The organism is Actinomycetospora sp. 2LY8.5, assembly GCF_057180585.1.
Map to the genome: position 1 here is coordinate 29,272 of NZ_JBXUHE010000011.1, position 20,435 is coordinate 49,706.

Annotated in this window: 18 protein-coding genes and 2 pseudogenes; 3 read left to right on the forward strand and 17 right to left on the reverse strand. The window is 68.6% G+C overall.

Annotation, left to right across the window (positions count from 1 at the left end; translation table 11 throughout):
• On the reverse strand, positions 1–264 hold the full coding sequence (locus AC2A1K_RS14995) for a hypothetical protein (protein WP_483897222.1): 264 nt from the start codon (positions 262–264) through the stop codon (positions 1–3).
• Between the two features lie 115 nt (positions 265–379).
• Between AC2A1K_RS14995 and AC2A1K_RS15000 the strand changes: the two are divergent.
• Together AC2A1K_RS15000 and AC2A1K_RS15005 are read left to right on the forward strand one after the other, a co-directional pair.
• Positions 380–526 (forward strand): annotated as a pseudogene (locus AC2A1K_RS15000) (ABATE domain-containing protein); the annotation flags it as partial.
• 46 nt (positions 527–572) lie between these two features.
• A pseudogene (locus AC2A1K_RS15005) lies at positions 573–689 on the forward strand (hypothetical protein); the annotation flags it as partial.
• 243 nt (positions 690–932) lie between these two features.
• Here the strand turns inward: AC2A1K_RS15005 and AC2A1K_RS15010 are convergent.
• The 8 genes from AC2A1K_RS15010 to AC2A1K_RS15045 form a co-directional block, all read right to left on the reverse strand.
• On the reverse strand, positions 933–2,324 hold the full coding sequence (locus AC2A1K_RS15010) for an MmgE/PrpD family protein (protein WP_483897109.1): 1,392 nt from the start codon (positions 2,322–2,324) through the stop codon (positions 933–935).
• Positions 2,324–2,830 (reverse strand): LeuD/DmdB family oxidoreductase small subunit, encoded by a 507-nt coding sequence (locus AC2A1K_RS15015; RefSeq protein ID WP_483897110.1) that lies wholly within the window; start codon positions 2,828–2,830, stop codon positions 2,324–2,326. Before AC2A1K_RS15015 ends, AC2A1K_RS15010 begins: the two co-directional genes overlap by 1 nt.
• On the reverse strand, positions 2,827–4,161 hold the full coding sequence (locus AC2A1K_RS15020) for a 3-isopropylmalate dehydratase large subunit (RefSeq protein ID WP_483897111.1): 1,335 nt from the start codon (positions 4,159–4,161) through the stop codon (positions 2,827–2,829). The genes AC2A1K_RS15015 and AC2A1K_RS15020 overlap by 4 nt, the downstream gene beginning before the upstream one ends.
• Entirely contained in the window at positions 4,158–5,123 is a 966-nt protein-coding gene (locus AC2A1K_RS15025) for a 2-hydroxyacid dehydrogenase (RefSeq protein ID WP_483897112.1), read from the reverse strand. Before AC2A1K_RS15025 ends, AC2A1K_RS15020 begins: the two co-directional genes overlap by 4 nt.
• Positions 5,124–5,248: 125 nt before the next feature.
• Positions 5,249–5,995, reverse strand: a complete 747-nt coding sequence (locus AC2A1K_RS15030; protein WP_483897113.1) for an ABC transporter permease — start codon at positions 5,993–5,995, stop codon at positions 5,249–5,251.
• Between the two features lie 124 nt (positions 5,996–6,119).
• Positions 6,120–6,950, reverse strand: coding sequence for an ABC transporter ATP-binding protein (locus AC2A1K_RS15035; RefSeq protein ID WP_483897114.1), 831 nt, complete (start codon positions 6,948–6,950; stop codon positions 6,120–6,122).
• A gap of 41 nt (positions 6,951–6,991) precedes the next feature.
• Positions 6,992–8,029 (reverse strand): ABC transporter substrate-binding protein, encoded by a 1,038-nt coding sequence (locus tag AC2A1K_RS15040; RefSeq protein WP_483897115.1) that lies wholly within the window; start codon positions 8,027–8,029, stop codon positions 6,992–6,994.
• Positions 8,030–8,626: 597 nt separating this feature from the next.
• Positions 8,627–10,015, reverse strand: a complete 1,389-nt coding sequence (locus tag AC2A1K_RS15045) for a CapA family protein (RefSeq protein WP_483897116.1) — start codon at positions 10,013–10,015, stop codon at positions 8,627–8,629.
• Between the two features lie 196 nt (positions 10,016–10,211).
• Here AC2A1K_RS15045 and AC2A1K_RS15050 point away from each other — a divergent pair, with 196 nt between their 5' ends.
• Positions 10,212–11,405: a lactonase family protein gene (locus AC2A1K_RS15050; protein ID WP_483897117.1), complete on the forward strand. Its 1,194-nt coding sequence runs from the start codon at positions 10,212–10,214 to the stop codon at positions 11,403–11,405.
• A gap of 15 nt (positions 11,406–11,420) precedes the next feature.
• Here the strand turns inward: AC2A1K_RS15050 and AC2A1K_RS15055 are convergent, their stop codons facing one another.
• From AC2A1K_RS15055 to AC2A1K_RS15090, 8 genes are all read right to left on the reverse strand, one after another.
• A complete protein-coding gene (locus tag AC2A1K_RS15055; protein WP_483897118.1) occupies positions 11,421–12,185 on the reverse strand; it encodes an SDR family NAD(P)-dependent oxidoreductase in 765 nt (254 codons plus the stop codon).
• A gap of 10 nt (positions 12,186–12,195) precedes the next feature.
• A complete protein-coding gene (locus AC2A1K_RS15060; protein ID WP_483897119.1) occupies positions 12,196–13,590 on the reverse strand; it encodes an MmgE/PrpD family protein in 1,395 nt (464 codons plus the stop codon).
• A gap of 75 nt (positions 13,591–13,665) precedes the next feature.
• Positions 13,666–15,213, reverse strand: a complete 1,548-nt coding sequence (gene tcuA / locus AC2A1K_RS15065; protein WP_483897120.1) for an FAD-dependent tricarballylate dehydrogenase TcuA — start codon at positions 15,211–15,213, stop codon at positions 13,666–13,668.
• A gap of 39 nt (positions 15,214–15,252) precedes the next feature.
• On the reverse strand, positions 15,253–15,912 hold the full coding sequence (locus AC2A1K_RS15070) for an RraA family protein (protein ID WP_483897121.1): 660 nt from the start codon (positions 15,910–15,912) through the stop codon (positions 15,253–15,255).
• A gap of 338 nt (positions 15,913–16,250) precedes the next feature.
• Positions 16,251–16,655, reverse strand: a complete 405-nt coding sequence (locus AC2A1K_RS15075) for a VOC family protein (RefSeq protein ID WP_483897122.1) — start codon at positions 16,653–16,655, stop codon at positions 16,251–16,253.
• A gap of 76 nt (positions 16,656–16,731) precedes the next feature.
• Entirely contained in the window at positions 16,732–18,387 is a 1,656-nt protein-coding gene (locus AC2A1K_RS15080; RefSeq protein WP_483897123.1) for a tripartite tricarboxylate transporter permease, read from the reverse strand.
• A gap of 3 nt (positions 18,388–18,390) precedes the next feature.
• A complete protein-coding gene (locus AC2A1K_RS15085; RefSeq protein ID WP_483897124.1) occupies positions 18,391–18,930 on the reverse strand; it encodes a tripartite tricarboxylate transporter TctB family protein in 540 nt (179 codons plus the stop codon).
• Between the two features lie 39 nt (positions 18,931–18,969).
• Positions 18,970–20,109 carry a Bug family tripartite tricarboxylate transporter substrate binding protein gene (locus tag AC2A1K_RS15090; RefSeq protein ID WP_483897125.1) on the reverse strand — a complete coding sequence of 380 codons (1,140 nt, stop codon included), beginning with the start codon at positions 20,107–20,109 and terminating at the stop codon, positions 18,970–18,972.
• Between the last annotated feature and the right edge of the window lie 326 nt (positions 20,110–20,435).

Consider the following 20,435-nt stretch of genomic DNA (forward strand, 5'->3'; position numbering starts at 1 on the left):
TCACGCCCCACGGGTGAGGCGCCCGGCGTGGCGCGGGCGAATCCTCGGCTCCGGGCCCGCCGTGGGGTCTGGCCGTGGTCGATCCGGCGACGGCGCCGGCGGGCGCGACGCCGTCCTCAGGTCGGGGGGCTGATCCCGCAGCAGGGCGATCAGGTCGTCGACGCCGGTGAGGTGGTGGTCGAACCGGTCGCCCGCGGCCGGCGGGTCGGCGCCGGGCCGGTCGAGGAACGCGGTCCGCTCCCGGGGCCCGGCGGCGTCCGGCACCGCATCGGGCGACCGCCCAAGCTCAGCGACGCCGAGCTGGCCACCCTGGCCGTGGCCCAGGTCCTGCTAGTTGACGGCCTCGGGCGCGGCGCCGGAACCGGTGCACGTCGACCCCGTGGCGCTCGCGGGCGCGCTGCGACTGCGCGAGGCCGGCTACCGCCTGGCCCGGGGCCGCCTCGGGGCCCGCGCGTTCGACCCGGACAGCCTGGCGATCGTCAACGAGGCCGCGGCCGGCCCGGCCACGGCGATCGCCCTGGACCCGCAGGGCCGGGCCGTGCGCCGGGGGGACGTGCACACCCCTGGGGGACGTGGCGCGCTCGCTGATCACGCTGCTGGCCGACCCGTCGGCGCCGCCGCTCACGGAGTGCGGGCGGGAGGCGTGCACTCGGCTCTACCTCGACCGCTCCCGCGGCGCGCGCCGCACCTGGTGCGGCATGGACGAGTGCGGCAACCGCGTCAAGGCCGCCGCGTACCGCGCCCGGAAGAGGACCGGTGTCGGACAGACCGTCGAACTGGTCGTCGTGGGTACCGGGCCGGCCGGTCTGACGGCGACGTCCGCCTCCGGCTCCGCGCCCTCGGATCCAACGGCACGGCGTCGTGACGCTACCGACGACGTGAGCCCGCGACGCCGCCGACGCACACCGTGCGCGTCGAGCGACCGGTCCGGGTCATCCTTTCGGCCGCGGGCGCAGCGTCTCCGTGAGCCGACCGATGCTCTCGATCTCGTCGAGTCGAGCCGTCCTCTCGACGAGCGACCGGCACTGCTCGGATCCGATGAGCGGGTCGCACAGGCCGTGGACCTTCTCATGGACCTCCGACTCCGTCAGCGGGCGGGCCGGGACTCCCTTCGGCTGCGAGACCGTGCTCCGCACCGTTCTGCCGTCGCGAAGGTGGACCTCGACCTCGGGCTGTCGAGCGTCGAGCTCGGACTGCCCCGGCTCCGCGAGGCGTCGATCGTCGAGCACCTCGACCCGATCCATGATCCTCTGGATCCTCGGTTCGCGCACGCGCACCGGATCGTACTGTCCCATCGCCGCGCTCCCGGACTCGAGCACGACCGCGAGGCTGTAGGGAATGCTGAACTGGGCGTCGACCACCGACCCGATCCTGTGCGACCCGAGCTGCCGCACCGTCCTGTCGTCGCCGTGGACCACGATCCTCGCGACATCATCGACCTCGAGGCCGTGGTCGCAGCGCAGTCGCATCATGGCCTCGACGCTGCTGTGGATCCCTTGGCAGCACGCGTAAGGCTTCACGCCCGACTGCAGGATGCCGTGCTCGTCCCCCAGGCCGGCGATCGTCGCCCGCTCGTCGCCGCGGCTTCCGTAGGTGCGATAGAAGCCTCCCCACTCGGCTTCGAGCACGAAGGCGGGTCCGGTCATGCCGGCCTGCGCGAGGAGTGCGGCCATCACCCCGCACTCGGCGGCCTTGCCCGCGTGGTACCTCTTGGTCATGGCGCCGTCAGCCAGGAAGGCCCAGGTGCCTCCGGTGAACGTTCCCGCGATCCCCAGCGCGTGGCGGAACCGAGTCGCATCCAGACCCAGGACGACCGAGGCCGCCGCGGCGGCGCCGAAGGTTCCGCACGTCCCGGTGGAGTGCCAGCCTCGGTCGTTGTGGGCGCGATATCCGCCGGCGCCGTCGAGCACCCGAGCCGCGACGTCGTAGCCGGCGACGACCGCCGTGAGCACCGTCCGCCCGGCGCTCCCCTCGCCTTCGGCCAGCGCGCTCACGGCCGGGAGGACCACCGCCCCGGGGTGCCCACAGCCACCGAAGTCGTCGAGTTCCCGAGCGTGCGTGGCGACGCCGTTCGCGAGCGCAGCGAGGTGGGGCGCCAGTACGACGTCGGTCCCCCAGACCGGCACCCCACTGACGTGGCCCGGCGACACCCTTCGGCACACGTCGACGACCGCTCGCGCGACGTCCGTGGCCTGGCCCGCCACGCCGACGGCGAACGTGTCGAGGACGTGGACCTTCGCCTTGCCCTTCACCTCGGTGGGCAGTCCACCCAACGTCGCCGCGGCCCAGTGGTCCGCCAGGGCGCCTGATAGTGAATCGATCATCAGCGGTCCCCCGAGCGTGCCCGGCTGGCGAGCTCGGCCCGCACCCACGGCACCAGTCCCCCGGCCTCGACCAGTTCTCGGACGAACGGGGGTACGGGTTCGCTCATGCGGGTACGGTCGCCGATGCGCACGGTCCCGGTGGCCAGATCGACGCACACCTCCTGCGTCGGCTCGACATCGTCGGTCGCCCCCGGGCAGACCAGGACGGGAAGGCCGAGGTTGACCGAGTTGCGGTAGAAGGTCCGCGCGAAGCTCGCGGCGACCACACAGGCGACCCCGGCGCCGAGGATGGCCAACGGAGCCTGCTCCCTCCCCGACCCACACCCGAAGTTGTGACCGGCCAGGATGACGTCGCCGGGCCGGAAGCCGTGTCGCGCCACCGGCGAGCCCTCGAACAGGTGCGGACCCAGCTCGGCGCTGTCGACCGAGCTCCCGTACCGACCCGCGATGATCTCGTCGGTGTTGATGTCGTCGCCGACGACGTGCGCTCGCCCCGTCACCGTCACGGCGTGCTGCCTCCCCCGTCGGCTGCGTCACCCGCACCACGGGCGCCGGCGGCTCGGACGTCGGGGGCGCACAGGATCGTCTCCGGATGAACCACCTCTCCGCTCACCGCGGCAGCGGCCGCGACGTAGGTGTTGGCCAGCATGATCTGCGCGTCGGGATGTCCCATACGACCTCTGAAGTTCCGGTTGATGTTCGCCATGACCGTCTCGCCGGCATCCACGAGCCCCGTGTGCCCGCCGAAGCACGCCCCACAGCCCGGTGTCGTCACGGCAGCACCCGCCGCCAGGATCGTGTCGACGAGGCCCTCGGCCGAGGCGGCGCGGTACACCGCCTGGGTGGCCGGTACGACGACGCACCGCACGTGCGGGGCGAGGGTGTTGCCCTCGAAGACCGCAGCGGCCTGCCGGAGATCCGACAGCGTGCCGTTCGCGCAGTTCCCGATGTGAACGTGATCTACTTTCTGGCCGGCCACCTCGTGGATCGGAACGGTGTTGGCGGGCGACGGCGGCAACGCGATCATCGGCTGGACGGTGGCCAGATCCAGCGTGTGCCGCTCGTCGTAGTGAGCGGCCTCATCGGGGAGCACGAAGGACTCGGGTGTCCATGCCCATCGGGCGGCCCACTCGGCCGTGCGCCGGTCGGGAACGACGATGGATGCCGTCGCCCCGGCCTCGGCCGCCATGTTGCACAGCGCGAGCCGATCGTCCATGTTGAGCGCCTCGACGCCGCCGCCGACGAACTCCAAGGACGCCTCCGTCGCGCCTCGGACGCCGATCCGTCCCAAGATCGTGAGGATGACGTCCTTGCCCGTCGTGTGAGGACCGGGACGACCGACGAACTCCCAGCGCGCCACTCGCGGCACCGTGAGCCACGTCTCCCCGATCGCCAGCACCTCGGCCGCGTCGGTCGGTCCCAGCGCGAACGACATCGCACCAAAGGCACCGAGCGTGCACATGTGCGAATCGGTCCCCCCGACGAGGCTCCCCGGCTCGACGAGCCCCTCCTCCGGTAGCAGGGAGTGCTCGATCCCGCCGCGACCGATGTCGAAGAAGTGCGCGATCCGATGCTTCTCCGCGAACTGGCGCATCGCCGTCAGGCTCCGTGCGGCGATGAGCGTGGGCGCGGGCGCGAAGTGGTCGGCGACGAGGACGACACCGTGGGGGTCGTGGACCTCGTCGGCGCCCATGTTCGCCATCTGGTCGAACGCCAGCTTGCCCGCCCCGTCGTTGACGACGAGCCGGTCCACTCCGACCTGGGCCACCGACCCGGGCTCCAACCGGCCACGGACCAGCTTCCGCTCGAGGATCTTGGCGGTGGTCGTGCCCTTCACGACCGCCCACCACCGACCGTCTCGGGGACCAGCCAGTGCGGCTCCTCGCCGTCCGCGATCCGTCGGACGTTGGCGAAGCAGTTCGTGAACCGCTTGACCCAGCTGTCCCACGTGGGGCCCGCGCTGTGCGGGGTGATGAGGCAGTTGTCCAGCGCCAGCAACGGGTGCTGCGGCGGCGGGGGCTCCTCGGTGAGCGTGTCGAGCGCGGCGGCCAGGATCGCCCGCTCACGGAGGGACTCTGCGAGCGCCTCCTCGTCGACGAGGTCCCCGCGGGAGGTGTTCACGAGCAGGGCGCTCGGCTTCATCGCCGCGAGCTCGGCACGGCCGACGAGGTGCTTGGTCGAGGGGTTCGACGGCGCGTGGAGGCTGACGACGTCCGCGGTGGTGAGCAGCTCGGAGAGCTCGACGAACCGCAGGCCCAGCTCGCGCTCCTCCGCCACGGTGAGACGCCGCAGGTCGTGGTAGACGACCTCGCAGCCGAACGCCGCCAACCGGGTGGCGACGGCCCGCCCGATCCGGCCGACGCCCACCAGACCGACGGTCTTGGTGTCGAGCTCGTAGTTGCGCCCACCGAACAGGGCGTGGCTCCAGCGACCGTTCTTCACGCCGTCGGCCAGCGCGACGAGGTTCTTGTACACCGCGAGGATCACCATGACGGTGTGTTCCGCGACCGCGACCGCGTTCGCCCCGCCACTGGTCGCCACGGGGATCGAGCGCTCCGTCACGAGGTCCAGCGGGAGCTCGTCGTACCCCGCGCCCATCAGCTGGATGAGCTTGAGCTCACGGGCGGCGTCGAGTGCCTCGGCGTCGAGCCTCCACGGGAACCCCATGACGACGTCGGTCGTGGCCAGCGTGCGGAGCGCTGCCGCGCGATCGCCCTCGAGATCGGCGACCTCGAGGTGGACCTCGTCGGGGCGTACGGAGTGTCCGACGGCGATCACGTCGTCCGGCAACTTCGGCATGATGGTGACCCGGGTTCGTCCGTCGTGCTCCCGCTCGTGCCGTCGAACAACTCTCGAACCGTCCTCCGTCAATTCCGCATTCCCTCTCATCAGACCGCCGTCCTCACGTCGTCACGGTGGAGTCGTCAAACGTTCTGCCAGCGTAGGAGTCGGCGACTGAGCATTCCGACGAGCGGAAGGATGACGAGCACCATCGCCGTCAGTATCACGATCCCGGCGAAGACTCCGGCGGTGTCGAAGGTCCCCTGGCTGTTGGAGACGAGATAACCGATGCCCGCTCGGGCACCGAGGTACTCGCCGACCACTGCACCGCCGATCGCGAAGCCGACGCTCAGCTGGAGGCTGGAGAGGATCCACACCAGCGCGCTCGGCAGCAGCACGTGCCGGGCGATCTGCCACCGGCCGGCTCCCAGCATCCTGGCGTTATTGAGGACGACGGAGTCCACCTGCCGTACGCCCTCGAAGGTGTTGAAGAAGACCGGGAACAGCACCATACTGACGCCCAGCGCGATCTTTGATTCGACGCCCAGTCCGAGCCAGAGGATGAAGATCGGGCCGAAGACGATTCGCGGGAGGGCGTTGAAGATCGACAAGAACGGCCGGAATATTTCCCCGAGCAGGACGAGCCTGGCCAACAGGAATCCGAGGACGATCCCGAGGAGACTCCCGATGACAAAGCTCACCGCCGTCTCGAAGAGCGTCAGGGAGACGCTCGGCCAGAGGACACCGGTCGTCGACCATTCGACGATCTTGCTCCAGACGTCGACCGGCGAGCTGAAGAAGAAGGAGTCGATCGTTCCGGTCTCACTGAGCACCTGCCAGACGACGATGGCCGCGATGATCAAGCCCGTCTGCAGCGCACGGACGAGCACGGTGCTCGGACCGCGCGAAACCCGGGGGGACCGACCCCTCGCGAGCGAGCCCGTCGTCTTGCCCGGCTGCTCCTCGCGCGTTCCCGATCCTGGTTCTGAAGCGTCCGCCGGAGGTCCGAGGAGCTCATTTTGTTGACTCATAGCTACGAAGCACCTCCTCCCGGAGAGCCGTCCAGATGGTTCTGTGCAGATCAGCGAACTCGTCGGTGGTGCGGACGTCGAGCAGATCGCGGGGCCGCTCCAGGTCCACATTGAAGTCCGCGACGATTCGACTCGCCGGCCCGGCGCTCAGCACCACCACCCGATCAGCGAGGGCAATCGCCTCCTCGAGGTCGTGAGTGACGAACACGACAGTGTTCTTTCGCGACTCCCAGATCCTGAGCAGCGAGGACTCGATGCGTTGGCGCGTGTGCACGTCGAGCGCCGCAAAGGGCTCGTCCATGAGGATGACTTCTGGCTCCGAGACCCATGTCTGAGCGATACCCACGCGCTTTCTCATGCCGCCCGAGAGCTGGGACGGATAGCGGTCGCCGAACGACTTCAGCCCTACTTCGACCAGCCAGCTATTGACGACCTCATGACGTTCCCGCGCCGTGTACCCGGTGTCGCGGAAACGTAGTCCGAACGCGATGTTCTGATGCGCCGTCAGCCACGGCAACAGCTGGTCGCGTTGAAACATGTACGTGGCCGAGGCGTTGAGGCTCGTCAGCTCCTGACCGAACGAGTCGACCTTCCCGACGCTCGGAGCCACCAAGCCGGCGACGGCATTGAGAAGCGTCGATTTTCCGCATCCCGTCGGCCCGACGATCGCCAGGAACTGTCCGGTGGGGACGTCGAGCGAGACGTCCGACAACGCACAGTAGCCGGTTTCCGAGGTGGAGTGGAAGTGCACGCCGAGATCACGGACTCCGATGGCGATCTCGGCATGCGGGTTCTGGGTCGAAGCTCGGGTCATCGAAAGGTCACCTCCGGAGACCGTGTGCTCGAGAGTTGACCTCACGAGAGATAGTCGTTGGTGTACGTCGCGGCCAGGTCGACCCGGTCGGTCGGCAGGTCGGGCAGCGCGATCTTGAGGTATCTGAGGACCTGGTCGGCACCCGCCGGATCGATTCGACCGTCGGCGCTGAAGAGGTACTCGTTCTTCGCCAGCATCGCCGCGTAGTCGGGCACGGTCATCCCGCGGTACTGAGGGTCGAGCGCCTCGGCCACCTGCTGCGGTTCGTGGGTGGCGATGAAGTTCGACGCTCGCACGATGGCGCCAGCGATGCCCCTGGCCGCCTGCTCGTTGTCGGAGAGCCAGTCCGCCTTGGTATAGACACTCGACGTCGGTTGGGCCGGGGCACCGAAGGCTTCGAGCGCTCCGCCCGCATTGCGGGTGTCCGCGAGCAGCTTGATCCCTGGCGTCTCACGGAGCATCTGTTCGATGGCAGGGTCGCCGGTGACGACGGCGTCCACGCGTCCGGCCTTGATGGCCGCGACAGCGCTCGCGCCCGTGCCGGTCGTGACGAAGGTGGCCGCGTTCGGGGCCTGCCCGGCGTGGACCAGCGCGTTGGACAGGAGGAACTGTGAGTCGGACCCCGGTGCCGTGATCCCGACGGTCTTGCCCCTCAGGTCCGCGACGCTCCCGATCGATCCGGCCGCGTGCGGAGCCACGACGATCGCTGCTCCCGGGCTGTTGGTCATCAACGCGAAAGAAGTGAGCGCCATCCCCTTCGTGCCCATGTTGACGGTGTGGTCGTAATAGCCCGCCGCCATGTCCGTGGAGCCGGCGACGACCGCGTTGAGCGCGTCCGATCCGCTCTTGGTGTTGGTGATGGTGAGCTCCACCCCGGCCTCCCTGAAGTAGCCGAGGCTGTGGGCCAGGGTGACCGGCAGATAGACGATCGACGTCTGCCCGCCGACCGACAGGTCCACGCTGTTCGGGGCCGAGCCACCCGACTCCGGTGAGCTACAACCACTGGCGATCATGCCCAACGCCGCGACACCGGCCAGCACAGCAGCCAGCGAGGAACGCAATGTGCGGAAGAACTTCATCGTGGTCCACGCTTCCTGTCTGTGGCCCTGTCTCGGGACTTCGTTGTCTCGTGCTCCGCTGCGGCGTCGGCAGAAGGCACCGGGCGAGTCGGGCGGATCGAGATCCGCCGTGCAGGTGTGCGGCCGGGCGCGTTGCGTCGGGGTACCGGGACGCGTGCTGTCGAATGGCGCGTCGGACCTGACGCCACTCGTCACGCGCTCGCGAATCAAGTATCGATAATGTCGCACTAGGAACGTGTGACTGTCAACACCATGGCCGAGGTTCTCCCGTCGTCGCGGGCGGGGTGCGCTGGTCGGGTGGATCGCCTCGCGGCACTGCTGGCGGCGGCGACCGACCAGGGGAACGGGGTTGATCCTCATGGCGCCACGACCCCCTCCGGCCCCACCGGCCCGCCGGCGGACCGGCCACCGGGCCGGGGACCCCCGACGACGAGCTCACCAGCTCCGACACGGCGAGGCTCCCAAATTATCGATAGTGACGGCTGGTGGCGGACGTTACATAACACCCCACCGCGAGACAAGGTCCGGACCCGTTCGCCCCGCGCTCCACCGAGCCCGTCGCCGCACCGGCCGGCCGAACCAGGGCGTCGCCTCGGGTCACCGCAGACGACCCACGTCGCCCTCGATGCGGATCGAGGTGCCGAACGCCGACGAGAGCCTCCGGTAGCGATCGAGGATGAGCTCGGCGTCCCTGCCCGTCGCGGCGAAGGGGCGTCCGTCGGGGAACCGGCGTCCACGACGCCCGACACCCCGCCGAATCCCACCTCCGACCGCACGGCCGAGCTCGATCGGGTGGAGCGTCAGGCCGGCGAACTCGAAGTCCTCGAGCTCCACCTCGAGGACGGCACCGCTCCACGCCGTCTCGCTGGCAGCGGTGACGCCTCCGTGCAGAGGATGCGCCGACGGGTTCAAGGTGGGCAGGCGGTCGGTGTCGTGGCCCCACGCCTCGTAGCCGTCGAACGGCGCACGCCGGATGAACGCCGACTGGTGGAAGAGGTTGCCGATCCCGTAGACGATGGGCTTGCCCTTGTAGATCTCGATTCCGAGCGTCCTGTGCCATCCGTGGCCGATGAAGACGTCCGCGCCGTGGTCGATGCAGGCGTGGGCGAAGTCCCGGACGAACCGTGGCGGGTGATCGCTGCGAGCGCCCTCGGCCACGCTGCAGTGGTGCGCGACCAGCACCACGTCGGCCATGGTGGCGGCCTCGGCGACCGATCGCAGGTTGCCCGCCAGGTCCCCGTCGTGGAGGGAGGAGATCACCTCGAAGTGGTCGGAGGGGCGGAAGATCGCCGGACCGGCGGCGCGCTGCTGGGTCTCCGGCAGCGCGAGCCCGAACTCGCCCTCCTCGATCTGGGTGAGCGGACCGCGGGGACCCTCGACGGCGTCCGTGCGCTCGACGAGGATGCCGAGCTCGCGGCCGACGCGGCGGAGCTGGGCCGCCGCCTCCTCGTCGACGTCGCATTTCATGGTGAGCCGCTGCGGGTTGACGCCCGACCGCCCGGGTAGGCCGGCCTTGGGTGGCGTCGCCCATTCGTGCGACGTGTTGCCGGAGCTGGCCGACACCAGCGCGACCCGACCACCCGGGCTCTCGAGGTAGGCGGGTTCGCGAGCTTCCTCGAGGTCGCCACCGGTCCCCGCAGGAGTGAGCCCGGCCTGCTCGCAGTGCCGGATCGTCGCGTGCAGACCCGGAGCGTCGAAGTCCAGGCTGTGGTTCTGCGCGAGGGACACGAGGTCGACACCGGCCCATCGCAGATCCCGGGCGATCTGCGGGTCGCTCAAGAAGTAGCTGCCCAGCTTGTCACTGCGTCCGGTGGCCCCCATCTCCGCGTAGGTGCCGAAGTTGGTCTCGATGTGCGCGTACACCACGTCGGCCGAGGCGAGGCGGTTCATCACCTCGGTGAAACGGGGTTCGGCGAACATCGAGAAAGGCCGGGTGACCATGCACTCGCCGGCCAACGCGAGCGTCATCGACTTTCTGCTGGACATCCATTTCTCCCTGGTCGCGATCTCGGTGAGGTAGGTTCTCCGGGGCGTCGACGGATGGCTCCTGCGGGGTCCGGCCGCGCGGCCGACTCGGCGGTTGCCCCAGTGCGTGCACCGAGCCCTTGACATCCCTTCGAAGCATCGTGGTAGATATGTATTCGACTCCCCCGACCAGCCCCGCGAAAGGACCCGACCAATAATGGAGCGAGTCTCGGACAACGATCTCGCCGAGCACTTCGCGCTCGTCACGTCGTGGACCGACACGGGTGGTGACCGTGCCACGTCGGGCGGCGTACACCTGTGTTCCGTGGATCCCGTCACGGGTCGCCTGCACAGGCTCGATTCGGCCGGCGCGGGAATTCATGGAGGATACGTCGTCGTCACCAGCGACGGAACGCATGCCTATGTCGCCGACGAGCAGCGTGGTCTCGACGATAACAATGGCGGAGGCTTCGTCCACACCTTCGCGATCGACACCGAGCGCGGTCGACTCACGGCGGTCGGACGCCAGCCCTCGATCGGCCCGTTTCCTTCCTATCTGGCGCTCGATCCGACCGATTCCTTCCTCGTCGCGGCCAATCACGGCTCCTACGACGCCGCTGTCGTCGTCCGCCCCGGAGAGCGCCGTGCCGACGTGTTCCATGACGACGGAGTGGTCACCCTCTTCGACGTTCCCGCGGACCGGGAGCTCCGGCCGGCGTCGGCGATCACCGTCCTCGACCGCGGCAGTGGACTGCTCGAACGGGTGCAGTCCAGTTCGCACCCACACTCCGCCCGTTTCGACCCCAGCGGCGCCTACGTGCTCGTCTGCGACAAGGGCGCGGACGCCGTGTACACCTTCCGGGTCGGACGCGCCCCCGTCTCGCTGGAACGGACGACCCGACTCCCGAGCCGGCCTGGCGTGGCGCCGCGGCACTCCGTCTTCCATCCACGGCTCCCGCGCGTCTACGTCCTGAACGAGTGGGAGTCGAGTCTCGACACCATGTCCTTCGACGACCGGACCGGTCACCTCGCCGTTCTCGAGACGCACCGAACCATTCCTGCCGACCACACCGGTCTGAGCAAGCCGGCCGACGTGGTGATGCACCCCTCGGGCCGATTCGTCTACGCGAGCAACCGTGGCCACGACAGCGTCGCCGCCTTCGCCGTCGACGAGCACGACGGCCTGCTCGAGCCGCTGGGCACCACACCCTGCGGCGGCAGCAACCCCCGAGGCATCACCGTCGACCCCGCTGGTCGCCACCTGTACGTCGCGAACGTCGACACCGGGTCGGTGAACACCTTGAGGATCGACCCCCTGTCCGGCGTTCTCTCGCCGACCGAGCACTCCGTCGCCGTCGGTCGCCCCACCTGCGTGCGCGTCGTCGGGTCGCGGCAGCACCCTGCCGATTGACCTCCGGTCGGTCGTTCACATGTAGCGACCGCCGTTCACGGCGAGCACTTGTCCGGTGATGTAACCGGCCCCGGGGCCGGCCAGGAACACGACGGCCGAGGCGACCTCGTCCGTCGTGCCCGTCCGCCGGAGCGGGACCTCGGACGTCTCGTCGCCGTACCTGTCCCCCTGCTCACCGCGGTCGGTGTCGATCGAGCTCGGGGACACCGCGTTCACCGTGATGCCGTGAGGAGCCTCGTCCCGGGCGAGCGCCTTCGTCATGGCGATGACGCCGCCCTTCGCCGCGACCACGGCGACGCGCCCGGTACTGCCCGTCTGGCCGCTGAACCCGGCCATGTTGACGACGCGCCCGAAACCGCGCCTGCGCATGCCCGGGACGGTGCAGCGCAGGGTGTTGAGCGCACCGGTGAGCACGACATCGAGGCAGCGTCGCCACTCGGCGGGGTCGACCGACAGCACGTCGCCGAAGACCCGGGACACCGCGTTGTTGACGACCGTCGTGATGGGTCGTTCCGGCGCGTCGACGGACCTCAGGGCATCGTCGAGCGCCGCCAGATCGGTCACGTCGGCGACGCAGGGGACCGCGTCGTGCCCCGCGGCACGGAGGTGGGCGACGGCCGCGTCGACCTCCTCGGCTCGTCGGCCGTTCACGACGATCCCGTAGCCCGCCTCCGCCAGGGCGACGCCGATCGCCAGGCCGAGGTTGCGGCCGCCCCCGGTGACCAGAGCACGCGGGGACCCCGGGACAGCACTGCGGGCGGACGTGGGATCCGGGTGCACGGTCGAGCGCTCAGCCCGTACGAGCCAGAGTGAAGATCGGCTCCACCGTGTCGAGCGTCTCCAGCGACCGGACGAGACTCGCGACGTTGTCGAGGGTCGCCTCCCCTCCCGGCAGGCTCGCGCCGCCGGGGCGGAGCCTCTCGACCAGCTCCTCGTACCCCCAGAGCATCTCCCGATACTCGCCCGTACCGCTGTACCTCCGGCCGTCGAGCATCTCGATGGTGATGGTCGGAGAGAACATCGGCTTCCCGTGGACACCGACCACCGTGATCCGTGAGATGTAATCCACGATGTCGGCGTCCGACGCCGGTCCCTGCACGGACGCGCCCACGGTGGGGTAGTCGCCGTTGACGAGCACGTGGCCCACGAAGAAGGGCGTGGAGCCCACACGTGGTGCGGACACGTCGGGGAAGCGCGGGAACGCCGGGCTGGGGTACAGCGTCTCCAGGTAATTCATCTGGATCTCGACCGATCGGACGTCCTCGGCCACGATCCGGTACGTGTCCTTGAGCCCACGCACCAGCTCGATCGCCGGCTGGTTGTAGCCGGCGCACGAGTAGATGCGGTACATGACGTCCAACAACAGGTACCGGCGGCCGAGGCCACTGGTCATCTCGGCCAGGTCGACCCGGTTCGCACCCGTGAACGTGTACGACAACCGGCCGTCCCGGCTCGCGGCGAACGCCTCGAAGAATCCCGCATCGCCCTCGAGGACGTGCTCGGAACCCCGGATCGCCCCCGAGGCGGCCGTCATGGCGGCGAAGATGCCCTGACGCGCCGCGTTGGGCTCGTGGACGAGGGTGTCCCCGGCTCCGGTCCGCCCGGCCTCGTTGAGACCACCGGCGACGTTAGCGGCCACGGCGACAGCGGCCACGAGACCGTCCTCGTCGAGGTCGAGAAGCTTCCCGGCCACCATGGCCGCACCGAGGGTGGAGAAAACCGGGGACGGTCGGAACCCCCGGGCCGACACGCTCGGGACGAGGTCGTGGGCGATGCGGCACTCGAACTCGTAGCCCACGGCCAGCGCCGTGATCACGGCCCGGAGCGACGTCCCCTCGAGCTCGGCGCTCGCCAGCGCGGTCGCGATCAGCACCGGCCCGGGGTGGGTGAGCATGCGGTACGAGTCGTACAAGCCGGCACTGTGGAAGAGCTCGCAGTTGGCGAGCGCCGCTCCCGAGCGGGTGACGGGCTCCCCGCCCCCGTAGATGCTGGCCCCCCTCGCTCGGGACTCCTCCGCCGTCACCTGCTCGAGCACCAGCTTGCTGTGCGCGTCATCTCGTCCGTGCAGACCGCTGACCAGGTGCAGGAGGACCAGCGATCGGATCTTGTCGATCACCTCGGGAGGCAGCTGCTCGAACGTCGTCGTGGCGGCCCACCGCGCGAACCGGCGGCTGATCGAATCCACCGTGTCACTCCCCTCTCGACGCCCGGCGAACGGCCTCGCCGACGTGGCCGAGCCCGATCGGAATCGTGAGCGCCCTCATCGTGGCTGCACGAGGTTCTGACCGCGGTCGGCAACGATCTTCGCCGCGTTGCGGCCCGCGATCCGCCCGAAGACGGCCCCCCGCATCAACCCCGTGCCGGCGGGATAGTTGTGGTAGAAGAAGCCCCCTGCCATCTCGCCGGTGCAGAAGAGGTTGTCCATCACCCGGTCCTCGTTGTTGATGACGCGGGCTTCCGTGTCGATCTTCAGCCCGCCGTAGGTGAACGTGATTCCGCAGTTGACAGGATACGCGACGAAGGGCCCGTCGCTGATGGGGATCGCCCAGTTCGACTTCGCCGGCTCGTATCCTGTGCGGGTGCTCACCCGGTCGAGAGTGTCGGGGTCGAACTCGTCGACCGGACCGCACGCGTTGTTGAACTCCTTCACGGTGCGCGCCAAAGCGTCCGCGGGAATACCGAGGTTGTCCGCCAGCTCTTCGATGGTCTCGCCCCGGACCGGCTTACTGATGACCTCGTACCGGGGGTGGAGCAGGTGCACGACCTTCTGGTCGTAGATCTGGTAGGCGATGCCCTTGGTCTGGGTACGGATCTGCGCGCCGGTCTTGGCGTACGTGACGTAGTGGTGATCCTCGCCCTCGTCAAGGAACCGTTTGCCCTCGTGATTGACCAGGATTCCGTAGGTGTAGGAGTAGCGTTCCGCCATGTCGGCAATGCGCAGGTCGCCGAACACCGGAGATTCGGCGTCGATGGGGCTGGCGTGACATCCCCCCCAATGGCCAGCCGCCTTGGCGCCGGCGCGCAGACCCGCTTCGAGCATGGTCCCGGTGTTGTACCGAGTACCCCGCACCTTGACCAGGTCCCAGCCCGTCCCGAGGTACTTCAGCCGCATCTCCGCACTCGCCTCGAACCCACCGGCGGCCAGAACAACGGCACCGTGGATGTCGAGGAAGTCCTCAGCACGCCGCACCCGCACACCGGTGACCGACGAGCCGGAGCAGATGAGCTCGTGGACGGGTGAGTCGTACCAGATCTCCACTCCGATACGCTCGGCCGCGGCGAACTCCGCCTCAACCAGGCCCAAGCCCTTGTTGACCGCTTCGACACATCCGCTCGCCGCCAGCGGATACCTGGAGCCGTCCGGCACCTTGTCGAGGTCACTAATGAATGTTCGCCAGTTGAGGTCGAACGGAACACCGTGACCCTTGAGCCACTCGAGCGTCTCGTACGATCTCTCGACGACGAGATCGATCAGGTCCGTGTCCGGGAGGCCGGCCGACGTGGTCATCACGTCCTCGCGGTACTGCTCCGCGGTGTACGGGCCGACCGAGAACTTCTGAGCCTCCTGGCGTCCCGTGTCGCTGAGCAGGTCGACGATCGCGCGGCCCGGTTCATCCGACTCGAGGCCGTCGTGGACGATGCGCAGGAGCGCGCCGGAGAACCGGCTGTTGCCGCCCCTCAGTTCCTCGGAAGCGGCCTCGAGCAGGAGGACCTCGGCGCCCTGTTCACGCGCCGAGATCGCTGCGGTGAGTGCCGCGTTCCCCCCTCCGACGACGATGACCCGCTTGTTCCCAGCCTTCTCAGCCATGATCATGTCTCCTGGTGAATCTCGACATCGTCCGTCTGTTCACATCGGCTCGGGCGCCGACGACGTGGCTTCCTCGCCCGGCGGCCCCAGCTGCAGTGGCGCGCCCTCGAGGATGCGCGCCCGCGTCGCCTCGTCCCTCGCTTCCGCGAGCGCGGCGTCAGCGCCCACCTCGTCGACCAACGAGCTCGGCACCACCACCACCGCGTCGGCGTCCCCGACGATGCGATCACCGGGCTCGACCAGCACGCCGGCACAGTGCACGGGGACGTCGAGCTCCCAGCACATGACGTGGTCCTCGCTCGGCATGGGGTTCAGTCCCCGGGACCACACCGTCATCCCCGCCTCGGCGATGGCCGACGCATCCCGCACCGCACCGTCGACCACGACGCCCGAAGCTCCGCGGTAGCCGGCGCGGGTGACGATCAGGTCGCCGATCACGCCCGTCCGTTCGGTGGCCAAGGCATCGATCACCAGGACGTCACCTCGCTCGACCGATTCGGCCAGCCGGCGGTGCAGGGGCCCGCGGGCAGACGGGTCCTTGTCGCCGCGCCGGGGCAGATACCGCAGCGTCCGAGCTCGGCCGCTGAACGGACGTCTCACCGAGCCGACGGGCTCGAGGCCGTGGAAGACGACGTCGGGTACACCACGCGATCGCAGCGCACTCGCGATCGCGGCCGTGCCGATGGACTCGAGGTTCATCCTCTCCCTCTCTGGACCGCCCTGATCACGTCTCCGGGCTGTCTCTCCGCCGATCACGGCACCGGGTCACGGGGCATCGCTCGATGCGCCGAGGATCGGTTGCGGCGACCGGGGGCGCCCGTCGCGGAGAAGCTCCGTCGACGTGTGCGCACGGGGCACCGTGAGAACTCATACCGTCGCCGTGGTGACGACACCGAAGTCGTGAGCCGCGGGCATCCCGTCGATGAAATTATCGATATTGTAGCCGGAACCCGGAGCCGTGTCGAGGAGCACGGCCGACTCAGCTCACCACGCCGCGGTGCGGACCTCGCGGCCGAGCCGGGGACGTCGGTCGGCGGCTAGCTCTCGGCCCCCGTCGGGGCGACCCGCTCGTCCCAGAATCCCTTCTGTGCCGAGCGCAGGTCGATGAGGATCCCGTCGCGGTCCTTGTACTTCCTGTTCACCGACGTCGCATCCGAGCAGAGCTCACCTCCGGTGGTCTCCACCGCGCCACAGGCACGTTCGAGATCGTCGACGGTGATCCCGAAGTGGTGGATGCCGACACCGTTGCCGGGCAGGGGCGAACCGGCGCTCTCCTTCGACAGGACGGCGAAGTAGATGTGTCCGTCCGTCAGGCGCACGCCGGTCGAGCCCGAAACACGTGGTGTCCGACTGATCTCCCGGAAACCGAACGTCTCCTTGTAGTACTCGGCCGTCGTCGCCGGATCGTCCACGGCGAGGGCGATGTGCTGAATCCTGTCCATGAAGAGTTCCTCTCTCTCGTCGGGTCTACCGGTCCGGGCGTGTGCCGGATCGTTCGTCGGAACGTGGTCGTCGGCCTCAATGCCGTTCATCGTGACCCGACCCCTCCGACCGCTCGCGCTGCGGTGCGTCGGTCGGGGTTACGTCGCGCTCCTCCGTTCTCGGAGGAGCCGGCTGGTCCTCACGCCGACCCGGGAGAATCCGGCGCAGCGACGGGAGGGCACCGGGCGTCGCCGCGGTCGCTGGTCGCCTGCCACGGAGAACGAAGAAGACGATCAGGAGCACGAGGACCACGACCAGGAACTTGTTCAACGCGGTCGCGAAGAAGTATCCGACCGAGTTCTGCCCGATCGACAAGGACAACAGCAGGTTCGATTCGGTCTCGGGTCCGAGCACCATACCGACCAGGAACGGAACGAGCGGATAGCCGCCCATCCGCATGAGGATGCCCAAGAACCCGAAGGCGAGCACCAGACCGAGATCGAAGAGATCCTGCCGGAACGCGTAGGCACCAGCGAACGACAGCACGAGAACCAACGGAATGAGAATCCCCATCTGAAGACGTGTGACGAGCACCATCGGCAGTGCCAGCAAGACGCCGAGCGGGAGAATCAACAAGTTCGCCAGGAACAGTCCGAGGAGCACCGTGTAAGCGAGCTCGCCGTGCTCACTCAGGAGCTGAGGCCCGGTCTGCACACCGTGGAGCCCCACAGCGGCCAACAGGACCGCGGTGGTCGCGCTACCGGGGATGCCGAGCGCGAGCGTCGGGATCATGCTCCCACCGCTGATGCCGTTCTCGCACCCCTCGGCGGCGATGATCCCTTCCGGATTCCCCTTCCCCCACGTCTCCGGCTTCTTCGAACGGCTCTTGCCGACGCCGTAGCTGATGAAGGCACCGATGGCGTGACCGATCCCCGGGAGCAGCCCCATCACGAACCCGAGAACGCCGCTACGGGCGACTGCGGCAGGGTGACGAGCCGTCGTCAGGAGGCCGGTCCCCAACCCGCCCAGACTGGAGGTCCGAGGAATGTCATCGACGCCGCTCCCCCCGATGGATCCGTTGCGAGCGCGCTGGACGAGGAAGAACATCTCGCTGACCGCAAACAAGCCGATGACAGCCGCCGCGAACGGAATGCCCTCGTAGAGCGAGAGCTCGCCGAAGTTCAGTCGCGGCAGGCCCGTGATGGGGTTGGCACCCATCCCGGCCACGAGAAAGCCCGCCGCCGCGGCGAGCAGACCCTTGATCGGCGAATCGCCCACCAGCCCCCCGATGACCGTCATGGCGATCAGTGTCACCAAGAACAGTTCGGATGGCCCGAACTCCAAGGCGACCGACGAGAGGGGCTCGATCAGCAGCAGGGCGCCGCCGATCCCGATGACGCCCCCGGCCACCGCCGCGAGGCGCGCCACGCCGATCGCCTCCGCCGCCCGTCCCTGCCGGGCCATCGGATAGCCGTCCAGAGCGATCGCCGCAGCACCCGGCTCCCCCGGGATGTTGAGCAGGATCGCCGGGATCGCCATGCCGTAGTACGCACCCGCGTAGATCGCCACCATCAACATCAGCCCCTGCTCGAGCGAGACCGTGAGGGTGAACGGCAACAGGATCGCCACGGCGTTGGAAGGGCTGATGCCGGGCAGGATGCCGACCAAGAAGCCGATCGTGAGACCGACGATGATATAGACGATGAGTGTCCAGGAGGCCAGTCCGCTCAGCGCCGCCATCATCTCGGACATCCGTCACCACCCCCCGAGCGAACCCGACGGCAGTTCGATGTGGAGCAAGTGTTCGAACAGGTACCAGGTCACGGCGACCGTGGCCACGGAAATGAGCATCGCCGGCACCAGGCGCCGGTAGCCCAAGAGGTACATCGTCAGGAGGGTGAAGAGCCCGAGAGGGGTCAGGAGACCGAAGAAGGGAATGCTCGCCACGAAGACCGACAGCGCGATCAACAGTCCGAGCTGGGCAGCTCGCGAGTCGCGCTGGAGGCGTTCCCCTCCTCCCGCTCCCGTCTCGCTCGTCTGCTGCGACGTCTCGGGCGCCGTCGCGTGCGTGTCCGTCCGCTGGCGCAAGACGGTGACGACGCTCCCCACGAGGGCGAGGAACGTCAGTGCCACCATGAACAAGGGATATCCATAGGGGATCCCGTACCCGTCGCGATCGGCCTGCACGAGGAAAGCAACGAGGAGAGCGAGGACGATCGCCGGGAACACCAGCTGGACCATCTTGCCGAGAAGCCCGACAGGCCGACCCGGGTCGTCAGGATTGCTTTCTACCATCAGGTGGTTCCTCCGTACCTAGAATCGCAGCCGAACGAGTCACCGGGAGACGAAGGTCGGCATGGTGGGAAGGCCGGAGGCCTCGGCCGCGAGGTCAACCTGGTTCTTCAGGTCCTGGCCGGACCTGGGTGTGATGGAGGCGCCCTGCCCGAGCGCCCGATACGTGTTGGTGAACGCGGCTCCGTTCGCCGCGGCCATGATGGCGTCGGCGACCGTCCGAGCCCGTGCCGGGTGCTGTTGGACGCACGAGGATGCCGCGGCGAACCCGGACATCGACACCGAGTTCTCGACGGGTACACCGAGCGCTTCCGCCATCGTGGGGGCCGCATTGGTCAGGTCCGGCCACCTGTTCTCTGGCCACTGCACGGCGAGCACCCGCGACTGATCGGCGATGGCCTGACCGTTGAAGATGTTGCTGTGGTTGGCGTCGACGCTCCCGGTCAGCAACGCGTCACGGGCCTTGCTGCCGCTGCCACCGAACTCCACGATGTTGAACTTCACGCCGGCGGCCCTCTCCAGCGCCTCGACCCCGGCACCGTTGCTCGATCCGCGTGTCTGTACCGAGATAGAGATCTTCCCCGGATTCGCCCTCGCCTCGGCGATGAACTCCTGGAACGTCGACCACCGGGCGTCGTTGGCGACACGGATGTTCCCGTAGTCGGTGAGGACGGCTCCCAGTGCGCTGAAGTCGGAGGGCTCGGTCGGGTTGCCCTCGGACTGGAGCGTGTACAGGCTCTGAGGCCATGCCGCCAGGTACAGCGCGGAGCAGTCCGCGCCCTTCCCCGCGGTGTTCACCAACGCGCCGATTCCCTGTCCCGCGTCGGCGTTCTGTACGACGACGTTGGTGCCAAGGATTCGCCCGAGGTCCGCTTGTATGCCGTGCGCGATCTCGTCAGCACTGCCGCCGGGTGTCGAGCCGCTCCAAATCGTCAGTTTGGGACTCGTGTAGTCTGCGCTGTCCCCGCGGCCCTGCTCGGACGCCCCGCCACCGCTGAAAGTGGACGCGGTGAGGGCGACGACCGACAGCAGCGCGAGGAAGACGACTTCTCTCGTTCGGCGATGCATGGTTTCTCCGAGACGACGCGACGTTGCGACTGACGTGGGCACGCACATCGATCCACTCGACACCTCTTCCGCCGACAGCGTCACGGAACCGACGCACGACGGATCGTCGAGCACTGTCGTTCCCGCGAACCCGACCGGGCCACTGCCGAAGCTGCGCCCCACCCCTGCTGCGGACCCCGACGACGAGTCGGCGAACCCCTCGATCGAGTGGCTCCGTATTATCGATAGTGTGACCAGTGGTGTACGTTACAGAGACCCGCGCCAGTTAACAAGGACCAGCTCATCGCCGGGCGACGCTCCACGATCCCCGGACGTTGCCGCGTCCGCTGAGCACGTCCCCACCTGGCGTATGTTGTCGTTATCGATGATCTCTGTGGCCTATCCGCGTGATGCCGCCTCGGCTGCAGTCGCCCTCGTCCGAGGTCGGCCCGAGCCTCGAC